Genomic DNA, 17,359 nt, shown 5'->3' with positions numbered 1-17,359 from the left:
CGGGGGAAGACGTATTGTGCACTGTGGCAGCTCCATCAGGCGCTGACGTCGGGTGGGGCTTTCCGTGGTGGGTATGGCTCATCGCCGGTCTGTACGCCGCATTCGCTCTCTACACCGTATGGGATACCCGGCGGCAACGGGCGAAGATTCCGCGGGCCGAACAAGTGGAAGAGTTCAGCCGTACGCTGCGGACGGGGGTACCGAATCTCCGTGGACATGTGCGCGTCGCTCCGGGCGAATACCCCGCCATCACCACGGCCGAAGCCGACCAGCTCGCACAGGAGCTGGGGTTCGCCCGGCAGACGCACGGAACGGGCGGGCCATGGCTTTTCTACCGGGAGGGCACCCAGCCTGGATCGGTGATGGACGTGGACGTCCGGGGAGGCCCGGACCCGGAAGAATTGCGGCGGAGCGCCGCGGCGGCCCGGGTGGCGGACTGGTACCGCGAACAGGACGGCTTCGACCCGCTGGACGAGGCGACCCTGAAGGCGGCGGAAAGCGGCATACGGAAATTGCGCGCCAAAAGAGACCGACTCGTCGTGGGCACGTTTTTCGCTTTTCTCGTCGGCGCATTCGCCACGGTCGCCGTCGGCGCTGCCTGGATCAACCACGAACTCCCGGGCGGCTTCACGGGGGATGACTGGATGGCGTACGCGCTGGCGCACGCCGTCGTGGCGGGCTGCCTGTTCCTCGGCCCGTACTGGATCAAGCAAGGGAAGCGGACGCGCGGGGAAATCCGAGAGCGCCACCAGCCGGTCATCACGGCCTACCGGGAAGCGGTTCTGCTGCGCGAGGCGGAGCTGAGGAACGGGAACGGGAACGGGAACGGGGAGGACGCCGTGGAGGGCGAGCGGTAGGGAGGGAGGGGCAGCGGAGAATCCGCGCTCGTCCGCCGGCCCGCTCGTCCGCCGGCCCGTCCGTCGTCCCGCTCGCCGCCCCCATGCGGATCCCGCCACCACCATCAGCGCGCGGTCGTGTCCCCGAGGGACTCCAGGAGGCGGCGGAGCGAGTGGGCCAGCGCCTCGCGTTCGGTCTCCGAGAGGGCGGCCAGCAGGCGGTGTTCATTCTCGACGTGGTCGGGCAGAGCCTGGTCGATGACCGTACGGCCCTGGTCCGTGAGCAGTACGTGCACGCTGCGGCCGTCCGACGCGCTGGAGGCGCGGGCCACCAGGCCGCGTGCCTCCAGGCGGTCCAGGCGCTGGGTGATGGCGCCGGAGGTGACCATCGCGGCCCGCATCAGCGCGGCGGGGGTCAGGCGGTACGGGGGGCCGCTGCGGCGCAGGGTGGCGAGTACGTCGAAGGACGCGGCGTCGAGGTCGTGGGCGGCGAAGACGCGGCGCAGTTCGGCGTCGACCAGCCGCGAGGCCCGCTTCAGGCGCCCGAACACCGCCATCGGTGACACGTCCAGGTCGGGGCGCTGAGCGGCCCACTGCTCCAGTACGCGGTCCACGTGATCGGTCATGCTCATCGCCTCAGCCTAGTCGACGGCTTAGTGCTGAGGTAGTTGCCTTAGAGGTGAGGTAATTGTCTTAGGAGTGAGGTACATTGGCTTAGTGCTAAGCAATCGGAGCAGTGCAAACGTTTCAGAACCGGGCAACTCGCATGTGCCGGGCCGCCGCGCAGGGATCCTCGCGCTGTCCGCGCTGGCGCCCGCGATCTGGGGAACCACCTACCTCGTCACCACCGAACTGCTGCCGCCGGGCCGCCCTCTGCTGGCCGCGGTCGTACGCGCCCTCCCGGCGGGCCTCGTACTCGTCCTCGTCACCCGGTGCCTGCCGCGCGGCATCTGGTGGTGGCGGGCGCTGGTGCTCGGCGCCCTGAACATCGGGGCGTTCTTCGCCCTGCTGTTCATCGCCGCCTACCGGCTCCCGGGCGGGGTCGCCGCGACCGTTGGCGCGATCCAGCCCCTGCTGGTCGCCGTGCTGGCCTCCGGATTCCTCGGCGAGCGGCTGACCCCGCGCACCGCCATCGCTGCCGTCACGGGCGTGGCCGGGGTCAGCCTGCTCGTCCTGCGTGCCGACGCCCGCCTGGACGGAATGGGCGTGGCCGCCGCGGCGGGCGGCGCGGCCGTCATGGCCACCGGGGTCGTCCTGAGCAAGCGGTGGTCCTCCACGGCGCCGCTCCTGGCGACCACCGGCTGGCAACTCGTCGCCGGCGGACTGCTGCTGCTCCCGGTCGCCCTCCTCGTGGAGGGGCTGCCGCCCGCGGCACCGACCGCCGCCAACCTGGCCGGCTACGCCTACCTCGCGGTCATCGGCTCCGCCCTCGCCTACACGCTGTGGTTCCGGGGGATCCGGGCCCTGTCGCCCACCCACGTCGCCTTCCTCGGGCTGCTCAGTCCCCTGGTCGCCACCGCGCTCGGCTGGCTGGTGCTCGGTCAGGGACTCGGCCCGGTCCAGGCCCTGGGCGGCCTCGTCGTCCTGGCCTCCCTCGTCGCGGCCCAGACGTCGCGCCGTACCGTCCGGACGTCGCGCCGTACCGCGGCAGCCGAGGCAGGAGGATCTGTTCCCCCGCCGCCCATCGCGACGTCTCCGCCCGCCACAGAACCGTCCAGCTCACCGGCCTCTGAAGCCACCCCGTTCCGGTAGTCGGCAGTGACATCAGCGGCATCAGCGAAATCAGCAGCACCGGCGCCAGCATCAGCGGCCCCGGCGCCAGCATCAGCGGCATCAGCGCAAACATCAGCGACATCAGTGAAGAGGAGCGACAGCATGCGCATCGTGGTCTTCGGAGCGGCCGGGAACGTGGGCAGCCGCGTGGTGGCCGAGGCACTGTCCCGGGGGCATGAGGTCACCGCAGTCGTACGGGACCCGGCCCGCTTCCGTGAACTGCCCGCCACCGCCGTGCCACGGACCGGTGACGCGGCCGATGCCGAGGACGTCGCCGGGCTGAGCGCCGGACAGGACGTCGTGATCAGCGCGACCCGTCCGGCGCCCGGCGGGGAGCGGCAGCTCGTCACCACCACCGAGGCGCTGCTGGACGGGGTCGCCCGGACCGGCGTACGGCTGCTGCTCGTCGGGGGCGCCGCCACCTTGACCGTGCCCGGCTCCGGCGGCACGACCGTGCTGGACACCCCGGGATTCCTGCCCGCCGCCTGGCGGGACATCGCGCTGGCCTGCGCTGCCCAGCACGCCGTGTGCCAGGCCGGGACACGGGCGGACTGGGCCTACCTGAGCCCGCCCGCGATCCTGGAACCGGGCGAGCGCACCGGCCACTACCGGCTGGGCGGCGACGAACTCCTGGTCGACGCCGAGGGCCGGTCGGCGATCTCCATGGAGGACCTCGCGGTGGCCCTGCTGGACGAGGCCGAGCGGCCCAAGCACCACCGCACCAGATTCACGGTGGCCTACTGACCGCCCCGACTCCGGCCTCCTCACTCCTCGGCCTCCCGACTCCTTCTGACTCCTTCTCACTCCTTTCGGTGTTGCCGAGACAGCAACAAGGGTTGCCTCCCGCGGGCCGATGCCCGACCCTCGCGCCATGAGCCCCGTTTCGGAACACCACCACCACGACCACGACGACGGCGTGCACATCGACTGGGCCGTCATGGGCCCCGTCCTCGAACAGGGCGCGGAGGTACAGACCCCGCTCCTGCGGCAGGCGGCGGACTGGCTGCGCGAGCTGCTCACCGCCACGGACGGGACGGACCGGAGCCCGGACACGGACGCGAACGGGGGCGAGGGCGAGAACAAGGGAACGGACAAGGGAACGGACGAGGACGCGGTTCGTCGTGTACGTCGGGTTCTCGACGTCGGCAGCGGACCGGGTGTCATGACCTGTCTGCTGGCGGAGGTGTTCCCGGACGCCGAGATCGTGGCGGTGGACCCGACCGAGGCACTGCTCGAACGCGCCCGGGACCGTGCTGCCCGGCTCGGGCTCGCCGACCGGGTCCGTACGCTCCGGGCCGAACTCCCGCACACGGCGCAGGAGCTGCGCACCGCGACCGGCCTCGGAATCGGGGAAGCCGACCTCATCTGGTCCAGCAAGGCGCTGCACCACGTCGGTGACCAGCGGGCCGCCGTCGCCGCTCTCGCCCGGCACCTTCGGCCCCACGGCCTGCTCGCGGCGGCCGAAGGCGGGCTGGAGCGCCGTGTACTGCCCCGCGACTTCGGTATCGGCCGCCCGGGACTCCAGGCGCGTCTCGACGCCGCCCACGAGGACGCGTTCACGCGGATACGGGCCGCGCTGCCGGGCGTCACCGGGACCGTCGAGGACTGGCCCTCCTTCCTCACCGACGCGGGACTGCACACGCCCCGTACCCGCAGCTTCCTGCTGGACCTGCCGGCCCCGCTGTCCACCGCCGCGCGCGAGCACATCATCGCCCAGCTCAGCCACCTCGCCGGACTGTGCGGCGAGCACCTGGACGAGGAGGACCGGGCCACCCTCGCCCGGCTCGTCGACCCCGACGACGAGGCCGGGATCGCCCGCCGGCCCGATGTGTTCCTGCTGTCGGCGCAGACGGTCCACACGGCGCGCGCAGCCTGAGGTCAGGTGCGTGGGCACGGCGGCGCCATGGCGGGTGTCCGGCTGTCGGCGCGGGAATGATCAGCGCGGGCCGCCGGTTGCCGCTCATGATCAACCGTTGCCGACCTGCCGCCCCGCCCGGCCACGCCATCCGGTGAAGGCGATGCCGGGGAGCACCCATACGTACGCCGGTGAACGCCGTACGCACACGGCCGGCCGGGCGCCAACGGCAGCCGCGCCCACGTCCCAAGGAGGCCGTATGCCCGCCGAATCGCCCGCCACTCCCGCCACCTCCACCAGCCCCGCCGCCCCCGCCGTCCCCGCCGGCCACCGCTTGGCCGGCCGGACCGTCGTCATCATCGGCGGCGGTTCCGGCATCGGCCTGGAAGTGGCCCGTCGAGCGGTGGCCGCCGGCGCCGCCGTCGTACTCGGCGGCCGGAGCCGCGACAAACTCGCCGCAGCCGCGGACGAGCTCGGCCCCGCGGCGAGTTGGCGGACCGTCGACAACACCGACAAGGAGTCCCTCGCCGCTTTCTTCGCCGGCCTGGATCGTGTGGACCACCTCTTTACGCCCGCCGCGTCGTACGAGACCGGCCCCATGCTGGAGCTGAGCGACAGCGCCGCCGAAAGCCCCTTCGTCTCCAAGTTCTGGGGCCAGTACTACGCGGCGAAGTACGCTGCGCCCAAGCTCGCCGCCGACGGCTCGATCGTCCTGATGTCCGGCGCCGCGAGCGTACGGCCGGCGGGCGTCGCTCCCGCGTACGTCGCCTGCAACGCGGCGATCGAGGGGCTGGGCCGCGGCCTGGCCGTGGAACTGGCACCCGTACGCGTCAATGTCGTCGCCCCCGGCATGATCGACGGCAATCTCTGGGCGAACCGCCCGGCCGAGGTCCGTGAGCCGAACGCGGCCAAGTACCGCAAGGACACGCTGCTGGACCGGCTCGGCACGGAAGGGGAGGTGGCCGAGAGCGTGCTCTACCTCTTCACCAACGGCTACACCACCGGCTCCACCCTCTACCCCGACGGCGGCTACGCGCTGCGCTGACGACCGCCACCGCGGAAATCGGATGACACCGGCCCCGGACGCCGACTACCGTCCCGGGCATGTACCTCTATCAGATCTACGGCTGACGCGGACGCGGGCGGTCCCGCCGCCCCGCAGCTCACGTGCGCACCCGCGCCGCCCACAGGGCCGCCGGGTGCGACGCGTTCCGCCCGTATGCCGTAGATCTGAAACGAGTGTTTCCTCATGTCGTCCGCGACTTCTGCGTCTTCCGCGCCCTCCACGTCTGTTGTGTCTTCTCGCCGTGCCCCCACCGCCCGGCGGCTGCCGGCCCGCAGGCCCGCCCATATCGCCATGGTGGCCGGTCCCTTGGTCAGCCACATCCTGCCCGGCCGCGACATCATCCGCGAACTGGTGGCGCGCGGGCACCGGGTGACGTACGCCAACGACCCGGCCATGGCCGAGGTGATCGCCCCCACAGGTGCGGAGCTCCTCCCGTACGAGTCCGGCCTGCCGTTCGTCGACAACACCTGGCCCGAGGACCCCGTGGCCGCCGCGAGCCTCTTCCTCGACGAGGCGATCCGCGTCCTGCCGGTCCTCCGCGCCGCCTATGAGCGGGACCCCGCCGATCTCTATCTGTACGACATCGCCGGCTACCCGGGCCGGGTGCTCGCCGAGGCGCAGGGCCGGCCCGCCGTACAGCTCTCGCCCACCTTCGTGGCCTGGAAGGGAATGCAGGAGGAGATCGGGGCGCAGTTCGCACAACTGCCGGGCTACTCGGCGTACAAAGAGAAGTTCGCGTCCTGGCTCGCCAGGTGTGGAGCCACCACCACGGACGTGGACGCCTTCTCCGGCCTGCCCCGCCGGGCTCTGGCGCTGATCTCCAGTGCCATGCAGCCGTACGTGAACCAGGTCGACACCGGGGCCGTCACCTTCGTCGGGCCCTGCCTGGGGGACCGTACGGACCAGGGGAGCTGGAGCCGCCCGGACGGCGCCGAAAAGGTGCTGCTGGTGTCACTCGGCTCGGCCTACACCCGGCAGCCGGAGTTCTACCGGCAGTGCCTGGCCGCCTTCGGCGGGCTGCCGGGATGGCATGTCGTCCTGCAGATAGGGAAGTACACCGACCCGGCGCAGCTCGGCCCGGTCCCCTCCAACGTCGAAGTGCGCACGTGGGTGCCGCAGTTGGCGATCCTGCGGCAGGCGGACGCCTTCGTCACCCACGCCGGGATGGGGAGCTGCAGCGAGGGGCTGCTCACCGGCGTACCGATGATCGCCGTTCCGCAGGGCGCGGAGCAGTTCACCAACGCCGACCGGCTCGTGGAACTGGGCGTGGCCCGCCGGATCGACACCGCCGACGCCACGGCCGACGCCCTGCGCACCGCTTTGACGGAACTGACCAGCGACCCGGAGGTCGCCCGTCGTTCGGCGCGGCTGAAGGCCGAGGCGCTCGCGGAGGGCGGCACATCCAGGGCCGCCGACCTCATCGAGGCGATGCTGCCGCGCTGACGGACGCCGCTGTTGCCGGGGTTGCCGTTGAGCTGACGTTTGTTACCGGGGTTGCCGTTGAGCTGACGCTCCCGCTGCCGTTGATGTCGGTATCGGCGCAGCCGCTCGCCGCGCTCCCGAGGGGGTTACCTCCCGGAGCGCGGCGAGCGGCCCGTCCGTCGCGGCGCCCACATCCGTGGCCGCCCGCCGGCTCAGTCCACGTCGAAGGTGGCCGGGTCCGGGCCCAGGCGCTTGCCCTCGTCCAGGCCCGCGACCGCGGCGAGGTCCTCGGTGTCCAGTTCGAAGCCGAGAACGTCGATGTTCTCCTTGATGCGGGAGGGCGTCACGGACTTCGGGATGACGACGTTGCCGACCTGGAGGTGCCAGCGCAGCACCACCTGCGCGGGGGTCCTGCCGTGCTTCCCGGCGATCTCGCGGATCGTCGCGTTCTCCAGGAGGCCCTTGCCCTGGCCCAGCGGTGACCAGGCTTCGGTGGCGATGCCGTGCTCGGCGTGCACGGCGCGGGTCTCGGCCTGCTGGAGCTGGGGGTGCAGTTCGATCTGGTTGACGGCCGGGACGACCGAGGTCTCACCCAGCAGGCGGGTCAGGTGCGGCGGCTGGAAATTGGACACGCCGATCGCCTTGGCACGGCCGTCCGCGTAGATCTTCTCCAGCGCCTTGTACGTGTCCACGTACGTGTCGCGGGCGGGCAGCGGCCAGTGGATCAGATAGAGGTCCACGTACTCCAGGCCGAGCTTGGCCAAGGAGGTGTCGAAGGCGCGCAGGGTGGAGTCGTACCCCTGGTCGCTGTTCCAGAGCTTCGTGGTGACGAAGAGCTCGTCACGCGCGATGCCCGAAGCGGCGAGCGCCTTCCCCGTGCCCTCCTCGTTGCCGTAGATGGCGGCGGTGTCGATGCTGCGGTAACCGGCCTCCAGGGCCAGGCCGACGGCGGTGAACGCCTCGTCGTCCGGGACCTGCCAGACACCGAAGCCGAGCTGGGGCATCGCGACGCCGTTGTTGAGGGTAATGCTGGGGATCTTGCTCACGAGCTGATCGATCCTTGGGTCTTGTCGTACACGTTCACGTTCTTCAACGATCATCCGCCGGTACGCATTCCCCCGCATGTCCGCTACGGGCGGAAAGCCCGTCGGGGCGGGACGCCCCGGCTCCGGCTCCGGCCTCGCTCCCGGCTCCGGGTCCGTCCCCGGGTCCGGCCTCCCGGACGGTCCCGGTGGCCTCCCAGGCGCGGGCGAGCTGCCGCCGCAGCAGGGGCAGCGGACTGTCGTCCAGCCCGCGCCGCCGCTCCGAGAGCCGCGTCACGGTGTCCCGGCGGGCGATCCGTACGCCCCGCGCACACAGCCCGGCCCCGTAACCGGCCGCCAGACCCGTCCGTACGGCCGCGGCGGCACCGATCGAGATCGCCAGCCCCGCGATGTCCTGGGCGGGGTCACCGATCACCGCGTCCGTCCAGTCCAGTACCCCGCCGATCCGGCCGTCCTCGGTGACGAGCAGATGCTCGCCCTTGAGGTCGTTGTGCACGAGCGAGCCGGACGCGTACGTGGCCGCCACCGGAACACCCACCGCCCGCGCGGCCTCCACCGGCACCGCCGCCAGAGCGCGGAGCATCCGGGCGAGATCCGCCTCGCCCGCCGGGGAGACCGGGCGCTCCTCGCCGGACACCCCGGTCATACGGGTGTCGAGGGTGTACGCGTACCCGGGCGCCCACTCGCCGCTTGCGACACTGCGGGGTACGGGTACGCCGAGATCCGCCCGGATCAGGTCCCGCAGCGCGATCTCCCGCCGCAGCAGTTCGGACCCGTCCTCATCGAGTACACAACGTGCCACGTACGCCGAGCCGACCCACCAGGAAGAATGATCCCCACCCTCCTCAATGGGCCGAACAGCAATCCGACCGCCGCCACCGCCGCCATAGGTGTCGTCGCCACCGGTGCCGTCACCGTCACCAGTGCCGCTGCCGACCTGGTCGCCGAGGCCGTCCCGTGTACCGGGCGGCCCGCTCCGGGCCGCGGCGGCTTCCGCCATCAGCCGGGCCACCACTTCCGCCGACGGACGCCGCTCCTCACGCATGCTCATCACCCATGCGCGCCATGCTGCCGTACCGCCCGGCACCCCCGCCCGTCTTTTTCCCTCAGCCCTCCAGCGCCTCGCGCACCCGCCGCGACACGGTGAAGGCGTACAGGTCCAGCACCCCGGGCGGTTCCGCGACGCCCGGTCCGCCGGCGCGTATCCAGGCCGCGATGTCCTCCAGCGCCTCGTCGTCGTTGACCAGCCCCAGCCACACGGGTCGTCCGCCCGCGGCCCGCCCGGCCGGTGACGGCTGGACCACCACCACATTGGCCTGATCGCAGACATCCAGACAGTCCGACGCGCGCACCTGCGCCACCCCGGCCAGCGCCGCCCGCAGCCGCGGGATCTGACCGGCATGATCGACGCCAGGAACCTTGCGCGGATCACCACAGCAGCAGCCACGGCACACGGTGATCCGGCAGGAGGACTCGACGGCCGGCCGGCCGGAACGCTTGCTGATCATTCGCCCCATGCTACGTGGCCCGCACGGCTCCCGGACCGGTCGCCACAACCGCCGTAGCAGCGGGCGTCGTCGGGGTAGGTATCACCCTCATGACCAACTCCGAATCCACACCCGCGCCCGCTTCCGAGCCCGCGCCCGCTTCCGAACCCGCGCCCACGTCCCCTTCGATACCGGGCCCCAAAGGCCTCCCCTTACTGGCGTCCATGATCGACCTGCGGCGCGACACCCTCGGCACCTTCGAACGCGCGCGGCGCGAACATGGCGACGTGGTCCGTCTCGTCGCCGGCCCGCCCGGCCTCCGTAGCGTCTTCTACGCGGTCTTCTCGCCCGCGGGCGCCCAACAGGTCCTGGCCACCGGGTCCACGGTCTTCCGCAAGGACCACCCCTTCTACGAAGAAGTCCGGCAGTCCTTGGGCAACGGCCTCCTCACCAGTCAGGACGCCGACTACCTCCGCCAACGGCGGCTGGTGCAACCGCTGTTCACCAAGCGCCGGGTCGACGGGTACGCCGGAACCGTCGCCGAGGAAGCCGCCGCCGTCGCCGACCGCTGGCGCGCCGCCCTCGCCCCCTCCACCCCTGCCGAAGCCCCGGCCGGAGGTACTGCCGGCGCCTGGGCCACCGTGGACCTCGTCACGGAGATGAACCGCCTCGCGCTGCGCACGGTCTCCCGTGTCCTCTTCGGTACGGATGTGGAGGCGGCCGTGGAAGTCGTGCACCGCTGCCTCCCGGTCATCAACACGTACGTGGTGCGGCGCGGCTTCTCGCCGCTGCGCCCGCCCCGGCACTGGCCCACGCCCGGCAACCGGCGGGCCGCGGACGCCACGGCCCGCATGTTCGAGGTCTGCGACCGCATCATCGCCCGGCGGCGGCGTACGAACGGGGTGCCGGCCGCGGCGGCACAGGAGGGCGAGGACCTGCTGACGCTCCTCGCCCGGGCCGGCAACGAGGAGGACGGCCGCCTGGACGCGACCGAGATGCGCGAACAGGTACTGATCTTCCTGCTGGCGGGGCACGAGACCACCGCCACCTCCATGGCCTTCACCCTCCACCTGCTCTCCCGCCACCCGCAGGAGCAGCGGCGGGCGCGGGAGGAGGTCGACCGGGTGCTGGGCGGCCGGGCACCGACCGCCGACGACCTCGGCCGCCTTCCGTACCTGACGAGGGTGCTCAAGGAAGCCATGCGGCTGTATCCGGCGGCCCCGGTGATCAGCCGCAGGTCCGTCGAGGCCGCCCGGATCGGCGGGTTCCGCGTTCCGGCCGGCGCGGATGTGATCGTCTCGCCGTGGGTGACCCAGCGGAACCCGGAGCTGTGGCCGGAGCCGGAACGTTTCGACCCGGAGCGCTTCACGGCCGAGCAGGAGGCGGCCCGGCACCGGTACACCTGGTTCCCCTTCGGCGGCGGCCCGCGAGCCTGCATCGGACAGTACTTCTCGATGCTGGAATCGCTGTCGGCGATCGCCGTACTGCTGCGCGCGTACGAGTTCGAGGCGGTCGACGCCCACGTCCCGGTCGCCGCCGGGATCACGCTTCAGGCGAAGGGACCGGCACGGGTGCGGCTGCGGCAGCGCACGTAAGTCCCGCGCGGGTACGAGGAACCGGTACGAGGGTCCGCGCGGGTGTGCGGGATCCGCACGGGTACGACGCTCACGGCGAGGCGCGCAGCCGCGCACGCCTGCCTGCCGTACAGGTTCCGCCTCCCCCCTTCCCTCGCCCTCACTCCTCAAACGCAACATAAATTGCGTTTGCTTTTTCGCGGCGCTCCCCGTAACGTCCTTCCCGGCCCTGCTTCCGGGCCGTGTTTTCGCCGATTGGAGAAGGCCGTTGCTCGTCTGAGGTCCTGAGACACCGCCCGCGGTGCGTTGGTGCGACCGTACGCAGCCATGTCGTCACATGCCTGCGTGGTGCGCCCCTCCGTGTGGCCCGGTCTGCGACCTCGGCGTGCCCTCCCGGCCCGGATTCCGGCATCCAGCTTCGGCTTCCGGCCCAGGCTCTCGGGCATGAGGCCCCGAACCCCTCCGCAGATCCCCGGTGTCTCCCGCGCCGCTCATCCCGCCCGCCACGCGCACCAGGAGACCTGCATATGTCATCTTCCTCCCCCTATTTCTCTTCCTCCTCCGCCTCCGCGTCCACCCCCTCCGTGGTCTGTACGGGCCTGGACTTCACCTGGCCCGACGGGACCCCGGTGCTGGAGGGCTTCCAGTTCGTCGTGGGCCAGGGACGTACCGGCCTCATCGGCCTCAACGGCGCGGGGAAGTCGACCCTGTTGAAACTCATCGCCGGCGAACTGTCCCCGACCGGGGGCAGCGTGAAGGTCGCGGGCGAGGTCGGCTATCTGCCGCAGACCGTCTCCTTCGACACGGAGCTGCGGGTCGACGCCGCGCTCGGTGTCGCCGGGACCCGCGCGGCCGTACGCGCCATCGAGAACGGTGACGTCAGCGAGGAGAATTTCACCGCCGTCGGCGACGACTGGGACATCGAGGAGCGCACCCGCGCCACCCTCGACCAGCTCGGACTGCACACCATCGACCTCGACCGCACCATCGGCGAGGTCTCCGGCGGTGAGTCCGTCCTGCTGCGCCTGGCCGGGCTGCTGCTGAGCCGGCCGGACGTCCTCCTGCTCGACGAGCCGACCAACAACCTCGACCGCCAGGCGCGCGGCAGACTCTACGAGGCCGTCGCCAACTGGCCGAGCGCCATGATCGTGGTCAGTCATGACCGTGAACTGCTCGACCTCGTCGACCGGATCGCCGATCTGCGCGGCGGTGAGGTCCACTGGTACGGCGGCAACTTCACCGCGTACGAACGCGCGCTGGCCGTCGAGCAGGAAGCGGCCGAGCGCATGGTGCGGGTCGCCGAGGCCGATGTGCAGCGGCAGAAACGCGAACTGGCCGACGCTCAGGTCAAGCTGGCGCGCCGGGTCCGCTACGGGAACAAGATGTCCGCGAACAAGCGCGAGCCGAAGATCATCATGAATGAGCGCAAGCGGCAGGCGCAGGTGTCGGCGGGCAAGCACCGCATCATGCACACCGAGAAACTGAAGGAGGCCAGGGACCGCCTCGACGAGGCCGTCGAGGCGGTCCGCGACGACGACGAGATACGCGTCGACCTGCCGCACACCGCCGTCCCGCCGGGCCGCACCGTACTGACGCTGCGCGCACTGCGGGCACGGTACGGCGCGTCCGCCGACATCGAACTGCGCGGGCCCGAGCGGGTCGCGCTGACCGGACGCAACGGGGCGGGCAAGACCACCCTGCTGCGTACGGTCGCGGGCGAGATCGAGCCGGTGGCGGGGGAGGCACGGATCCATGTGCCGTACCGGTTCCTGCCCCAGCGGCTCGACGTCCTGGACGACAGCCTGAGCGTCGCCGAGAACGTGGCCCGCTTCGCCCCCGACGCCACCAACAACCGCGTCCGGGCCCGCCTCGCACGTTTCCTGTTCAAGGGCGCCCGCGCCGACCAGCAGGCCGGCACCCTCTCGGGAGGCGAGCGCTTCCGGGCCTCGCTGGCAGCCCTGATGCTCGCCGAACCCGCGCCGCAACTCCTCCTGCTCGACGAGCCGACCAACAACCTCGACATGTCCTCGGTCCGACAACTGGTCACCGCGCTGGAGTCGTACGAGGGAGCCCTGATCGTGGTCAGCCACGACGTGCGCTTCCTGCGGGAGATCGGCATCACACGCTGGCTGGCCCTGGACGGGAAGCTGCGGGACACCGACCCGCAGTGACGGCGGGGGAGGGGCGAGGGCGGCGGCACACCGCCGATGGCTGACGGCCGGCTTATGGAGTTGCCGGCCCGAGGACGGCTGGGTCATGATCCTGCACATGATCTACGTGACCTCCGTGTCCCGCACGGCGAACCGGAAGGGCGGCCACCGCCCCACGCGGTGATCGCGCGGACGCCGGACAACGATCCGGCCTCCGCCGCCCCGTCCCTCCCCTCCGCCCTCGCCGCTCATCTTCCGCAGCACCTCCCGGCACTCCCGTCACCCGGCCCTGCGGAACGCGCCGGCCCCCGAAGCTCGGCTCCCGCCCCACGCGCCGCCCTACGCCGACGACCGCGCCCTCACCTCCGCGACGCCTCGTATTCGCCCCCCACCGGCTGGTACCGCCGCGTGCCGACCACATAGAGATCGCGGCTGACGGCTGACGGCTGAGGCTGACTCCTGGCGACCGCCGGCTGAGGCCGTCCCGCGCCGACCGGCACACCACGTACGACGCTGTCCGCCCCGTCCCTTACACGTACGCGCCTTCCTCACCGCTCCATTCCTTCCCTCCTCTGCCCATACACCCCGAACCACCTCACAAGGAGCACCAGCACACCATGTCGACCACACCCCCGGACCTCCAGGAACTGCACCGCCTCGCCGAGTCCGGCGATGTCTCTGGTGCGCTTCGCGTCCTGCGAAGCGCCGTCGCGACAGGCCCGGACTCAGGGGCCGGTCACACCACCGGCCCAGGCCCTGGTCTGCCCACCCATGAACTCGCCGCCATCGTGGGACGACTCGCCGCCGCCATGGACTTCGACGACCTCGTCCAGGCCGCCACCGCCCTCGCCGCCGCCCCCGAAAGCCCCGAGTTCCTCTACGACTTCGGCTCTGCCTGCATAGGGCGTGGTGTCTCCTTTCTCGCCGTGCCGATGCTCCGAGAGGTCCTGCGGCAGGTGCCCGACGCCCGTGGTGCCTGGATGCAACTGGCGCTCGCCCTGGAGCGCGAGGAACGTCACGCCGAGGCGGCAGCCGTACTGGAGGAACACCAAGCCGCCCTGCGCCCCTGGCCCGACCGCTACCTCCTCACGTACAACAGCCTGATGGCCGGCGATCTGGACCGCGCCCGGACCCACCTCGCCACACTGCCGGCGCCCGAGGACGCGGACTGGGCACCGGCCCACACCCGGCTGCGCTCGATGCTCCGGCGCGCCACATCCGTATCCACGGCCGCCCCCAGCACCTCCCTAGCACCCTTGGGCGCCCAAGACCTCCGGGGCTGGCACTTCGCCCTCACCGGCGGCATCCTGACCTCCTTCTCCCCGTACGGCTTCACCTCCGGCATGACCGGCCGTTACGGTCTCCTCAAGGAATCCCCGGAGCAGTCTCTTTACGGGCTGTTCCGGCTGCGCCTGGTCCTGGACGCGGCAGGCGTCAGCCCGCGCACGGTTTCCCTCCTCCCCGACCGTTCGAGTCGTATCCTCGGCCTGGCCGCGTCCCGGTTCCTCGGCCTCCCCGCCGAGCCCTTTGCCCCCGGCCGCCCGGACACGGTCGTCATCTCCTATTCCCTCGGCGTCGCCGAGCCGCAGACGCTCGCGCATCTACGAGAGCGCGCCCCGGGCCAGGTCCTCTACGAGCACGCCACCTGCTGGACCAGCCCGCTGGAGGTGGCCGCCGACATCACCACCCTGCTCGGTCAGTTCGTACTCGCCCCGTGGGACAAGGGCATCGGCCCGACCGGGCCCGGCATGCCGGAACAACGCGCCGACGACCGTCCTGCCGAGAGCGTCGCCAACGAACTCCTGCGTGCCGAGCCGACTCCCGACCCGGGCGACGGTGACACCCCGGCCGACCCCGACGAGTCCCTGACCGGCTTCGTACGAACCGTCCGCGACCACTGGCTCACCGGCCCCCGCGAGCAGAGCCCCTCCGCCGGCCCCGTCCGCAGCTCCCGCTTCTTGTGACCCGAACCCGGCCCAGCCACCACACCCCCTCTGTTCGCTGCCCCTCCGACCCACCGCCAGGCTGACCGCTACCGGCCTCAGGCTGTCCGCCGCGGTCTCAGGCTGACCGCGCACTGCGTATGCAGCGGCGCGGGCAGCTTGTCCGCGGGCAGCTTGTCCGGCGTGGACCAGCCCAGCGCGAAGAACGTATGAGGCTCGCCGATTCGTCACCCCGGCCGGATCGTAGGGACCGATGTGCCGGCACGTCGTCTCAGAAGTGATCGAGCAGCTCCGCGAACGCCTTCAGGTGCAGCACCTGCTCGTCCGTGGGGTCGAGTACGTCGTGCTCCAGTACCCAGGTGTGGGCGTTGGGTATGAACACCGCGTTCAGCCCCGCCGCTCGGGCGGGCAGGATGTCCGACTTCGGGGAGTTGCCGATCATCCACGTGCTCGCCGGTGCCAGTGCGCAGGCTCGTACCAGTTCCTCGTACGTACGGACGTCCTTCTCCGCCACGATGTGGACGTCCCGGAAGTGGTGCGCGAGACATGAGGCGTCCACCTTGCGTCGCTGCTCCTGCACGTCGCCCTTGGTGAGCATGAGGAGCTCATGCCGGCCCGCCAGCTCCGTGAGTGTCTCGGCCACCCCCGGGATCAGCTCCACCTCATGGCCTTCGAAGGCCCGCGCCCACGCGGCGATCCGCGCCATTTCCTCCGCGGTCGCCACCCGCCGCCGCACCCGCTCGACGCACTCGCCCAGGCTCTGCAGGAAGACCTTGCTTCCATAGCCGTGCACCGTGGCGTTGGCCGCCTCGATCTCGTCCAGCACGGACCGCACGCCGGTACGTCCCAGCTCGGGGTGCTCCATCCAGTCCAGGAACTCATCGATGACCCGCTCGAAGATGACGTTGTTCTCCCACAACGTGTCATCCGCGTCGAAGATCAGTACCTGCTCCGCCCGCACCACACCGCTCCCTTTGCCGCCGCCGCGCCTGTTCCGTTGCGCATCAGCGCGTCCGTGTCCGCGTCCGTCGCCGTGATCATCACTGAGACCGTCGTGATCACCGTCGTCGTTGCCGGCACGCTGGATGTGCCCCGCGCACCCTACTGACCACGTCCCGCCCCCACACCACATATTCCCCCCGCTCCAGCGACCACCGATCCGCCGTCACCGGCCTTCCACCAGCGACAATGGAGACATGCCCACAGAGCTCGGCCCCGACCCGCGTCCCGGACCCGGACTCACCCCTGATCCGCGCCCCCTACCCGACCCTGACGCCGACCCTGAGCCCGACCCCACCCGCCTCCACCCCGTCCCCGACGCCGCCGCGTTCCTGGCCGGCCGGTGGACGGTCGAACGCAGCCTCCTCGACGTCCGTACGGGCGCCTGCGGCAGTTTCCGCGGCACCGCCGACTTCCGCCCCGTGCAACCCACCGCCCCTGCCGGCCCGGCCGACCCCGACCCCGCCGCCCCAGCCGGCCCCACCGCCCCGTTCGGCACCGGAGCGGTCCTGCTGCATGCGGAGGAAGGCGAGCTGACCTGGGGCGCGACGGTCACCCGGGCGAGCCGTACGCTGCGCCTGTGCCCACGCCCGGACGGCACCGCCGACGTCACCTTCGCCGACGGCCGCCCCTTCCACGACCTGGACCTGCGCACCGGCCACTGGACGACCCGCCATCCCTGCGCCCAGGACCTGTACGGCGGAACCTTCACCGTCCGCTCGGCCGACGAGTGGCATCTGCGGTGGCAGGTGAACGGACCGGCCAAGACCCAGCTTCTGCGGTCGGTCTACCGGCGCGTCCACCGTCCCGCCGACTGATCCTTGTCTACGTCGCCGCAGAGCGCGGAGAACTCGTTGTCGGCGCGGAGAACTCGTTCTTCATGCCGCCCCCCGCACGTCTTTCAGCCACAAAGGATCGTGATCGTCCCCGGTCCCGTTCGCAGAGAAATGCACTTGCGGCATGGTGACTCTTTGCCGAGTTCGGCAAACATTGACACATTGCGGATGGTCGACTTTGTGATCACTCTTGAAGCGCCCTCTTGGGTGTGCCATGCTCAACCGGTCGTCGGGCCCGTCGTGTTGAGGGGCGCCCGGGCGAGAAGGCACGCCGTCGAAGAAGTGCTGTTCGGTCATTCCTTTCGAGTCAGCGATATCGTGAGAGGTGCCGTGATGTGGTCAGCCGGAATTTCCTGGAATGCTGATGGTTACGAA

Annotated in this window: 15 protein-coding genes; 10 read left to right on the top strand and 5 right to left on the bottom strand. The window is 71.2% G+C overall.

The window, feature by feature from the left end:
• Positions 1-218 precede the first annotated feature (218 nt).
• Positions 219-857 carry a hypothetical protein gene (locus KGS77_RS05770; RefSeq protein ID WP_242579153.1) on the top strand — a complete coding sequence of 213 codons (639 nt, stop codon included), beginning with the start codon at positions 219-221 and terminating at the stop codon, positions 855-857.
• Positions 858-961: 104 nt separating this feature from the next.
• Here the strand turns inward: KGS77_RS05770 and KGS77_RS05765 are convergent, their stop codons facing one another.
• The gene (locus KGS77_RS05765; protein WP_242587307.1) at positions 962-1,462 is read right to left on the bottom strand and encodes a MarR family transcriptional regulator; all 501 of its coding nucleotides are present in this window, start codon (positions 1,460-1,462) and stop codon (positions 962-964) included.
• 142 nt (positions 1,463-1,604) lie between these two features.
• Between KGS77_RS05765 and KGS77_RS05760 the strand changes: the two genes are divergently transcribed.
• The 5 genes from KGS77_RS05760 to KGS77_RS05740 all read left to right on the top strand — a co-directional run bounded on the left by KGS77_RS05760 (position 1,605) and on the right by KGS77_RS05740 (position 6,973).
• Complete coding sequence (locus tag KGS77_RS05760) at positions 1,605-2,588, top strand: EamA family transporter (protein ID WP_242579152.1); 984 nt, start codon at positions 1,605-1,607, stop codon at positions 2,586-2,588.
• 123 nt (positions 2,589-2,711) lie between these two features.
• A complete protein-coding gene (locus KGS77_RS05755) occupies positions 2,712-3,353 on the top strand; it encodes an NAD(P)H-binding protein (protein ID WP_242579151.1) in 642 nt (213 codons plus the stop codon).
• 127 nt (positions 3,354-3,480) lie between these two features.
• A complete protein-coding gene (locus tag KGS77_RS05750; protein ID WP_242579149.1) occupies positions 3,481-4,485 on the top strand; it encodes a class I SAM-dependent methyltransferase in 1,005 nt (334 codons plus the stop codon).
• A gap of 238 nt (positions 4,486-4,723) precedes the next feature.
• Positions 4,724-5,509 carry an SDR family oxidoreductase gene (locus KGS77_RS05745; protein ID WP_242579147.1) on the top strand — a complete coding sequence of 262 codons (786 nt, stop codon included), beginning with the start codon at positions 4,724-4,726 and terminating at the stop codon, positions 5,507-5,509.
• 312 nt (positions 5,510-5,821) lie between these two features.
• On the top strand, positions 5,822-6,973 hold the full coding sequence (locus KGS77_RS05740) for a macrolide family glycosyltransferase (RefSeq protein ID WP_242587306.1): 1,152 nt from the start codon (positions 5,822-5,824) through the stop codon (positions 6,971-6,973).
• Positions 6,974-7,164: 191 nt separating this feature from the next.
• Here the strand turns inward: KGS77_RS05740 and KGS77_RS05735 are convergent, their stop codons facing one another.
• The 3 genes from KGS77_RS05735 to KGS77_RS05725 are packed head-to-tail and all read right to left on the bottom strand — an operon-like array spanning position 7,165 to position 9,503.
• On the bottom strand, positions 7,165-7,998 hold the full coding sequence (locus KGS77_RS05735) for an aldo/keto reductase (protein ID WP_277994191.1): 834 nt from the start codon (positions 7,996-7,998) through the stop codon (positions 7,165-7,167).
• Between the two features lie 43 nt (positions 7,999-8,041).
• Positions 8,042-9,046, bottom strand: a complete 1,005-nt coding sequence (locus KGS77_RS34565) for an aminoglycoside phosphotransferase family protein (protein ID WP_277994190.1) — start codon at positions 9,044-9,046, stop codon at positions 8,042-8,044.
• A 55-nt stretch (positions 9,047-9,101) separates the two neighbouring features.
• A complete protein-coding gene (locus tag KGS77_RS05725) occupies positions 9,102-9,503 on the bottom strand; it encodes a (2Fe-2S) ferredoxin domain-containing protein (protein ID WP_242579146.1) in 402 nt (133 codons plus the stop codon).
• A 167-nt stretch (positions 9,504-9,670) separates the two neighbouring features.
• Here KGS77_RS05725 and KGS77_RS05720 point away from each other — a divergent pair, with 167 nt between their 5' ends.
• From KGS77_RS05720 to KGS77_RS05710, 3 genes are all read left to right on the top strand, one after another.
• Positions 9,671-11,077: a cytochrome P450 gene (locus KGS77_RS05720; RefSeq protein ID WP_277994314.1), complete on the top strand. Its 1,407-nt coding sequence runs from the start codon at positions 9,671-9,673 to the stop codon at positions 11,075-11,077.
• Positions 11,078-11,583: 506 nt separating this feature from the next.
• Positions 11,584-13,227, top strand: a complete 1,644-nt coding sequence (locus KGS77_RS05715) for an ABC-F family ATP-binding cassette domain-containing protein (RefSeq protein WP_242579136.1) — start codon at positions 11,584-11,586, stop codon at positions 13,225-13,227.
• 596 nt (positions 13,228-13,823) lie between these two features.
• Complete coding sequence (locus tag KGS77_RS05710) at positions 13,824-15,170, top strand: hypothetical protein (protein WP_242579133.1); 1,347 nt, start codon at positions 13,824-13,826, stop codon at positions 15,168-15,170.
• Between the two features lie 250 nt (positions 15,171-15,420).
• Here KGS77_RS05710 and KGS77_RS05705 read toward each other — a convergent pair whose 3' ends face one another.
• Positions 15,421-16,113 (bottom strand): HAD family hydrolase, encoded by a 693-nt coding sequence (locus KGS77_RS05705; protein ID WP_242579131.1) that lies wholly within the window; start codon positions 16,111-16,113, stop codon positions 15,421-15,423.
• Positions 16,114-16,345: 232 nt separating this feature from the next.
• On the opposite strand from KGS77_RS05705, the gene KGS77_RS05700 reads away from it, so the two are divergent.
• A complete protein-coding gene (locus KGS77_RS05700) occupies positions 16,346-16,966 on the top strand; it encodes a DUF6314 family protein (protein WP_242579129.1) in 621 nt (206 codons plus the stop codon).
• Positions 16,967-17,359 lie beyond the last annotated feature (393 nt).

The organism is Streptomyces sp. MST-110588, from assembly GCF_022695595.1.
In the GTDB taxonomy this organism is placed as follows: Bacteria; Actinomycetota; Actinomycetes; order Streptomycetales; family Streptomycetaceae; genus Streptomyces.
The sequence above is the reverse complement of the archived record's forward strand: the minus strand, read 5'-3'. Positions and strand labels throughout refer to the sequence as shown.

Bases quoted from the DNA above. Each gene is read 5' to 3' on its own strand.
- KGS77_RS05765 (WP_242587307.1), bottom strand. From the start codon at position 1,462: ATGACCGATCACGTGGACCGCGTACTGGAGCAGTGGGCCGCTCAGCGC.
- KGS77_RS05755 (WP_242579151.1), top strand. From the start codon at position 2,712: ATGCGCATCGTGGTCTTCGGAGCGGCCGGGAACGTGGGCAGCCGCGTG.
- KGS77_RS05750 (WP_242579149.1), top strand. From the start codon at position 3,481: ATGAGCCCCGTTTCGGAACACCACCACCACGACCACGACGACGGCGTG.
- KGS77_RS05745 (WP_242579147.1), top strand. From the start codon at position 4,724: ATGCCCGCCGAATCGCCCGCCACTCCCGCCACCTCCACCAGCCCCGCC.
- KGS77_RS05740 (WP_242587306.1), top strand. From the start codon at position 5,822: ATGGTGGCCGGTCCCTTGGTCAGCCACATCCTGCCCGGCCGCGACATC.
- KGS77_RS34565 (WP_277994190.1), bottom strand. From the start codon at position 9,046: ATGAGCATGCGTGAGGAGCGGCGTCCGTCGGCGGAAGTGGTGGCCCGG.
- KGS77_RS05725 (WP_242579146.1), bottom strand. From the start codon at position 9,503: ATGATCAGCAAGCGTTCCGGCCGGCCGGCCGTCGAGTCCTCCTGCCGG.
- KGS77_RS05715 (WP_242579136.1), top strand. From the start codon at position 11,584: ATGTCATCTTCCTCCCCCTATTTCTCTTCCTCCTCCGCCTCCGCGTCC.
- KGS77_RS05710 (WP_242579133.1), top strand. From the start codon at position 13,824: ATGTCGACCACACCCCCGGACCTCCAGGAACTGCACCGCCTCGCCGAG.
- KGS77_RS05700 (WP_242579129.1), top strand. From the start codon at position 16,346: ATGCCCACAGAGCTCGGCCCCGACCCGCGTCCCGGACCCGGACTCACC.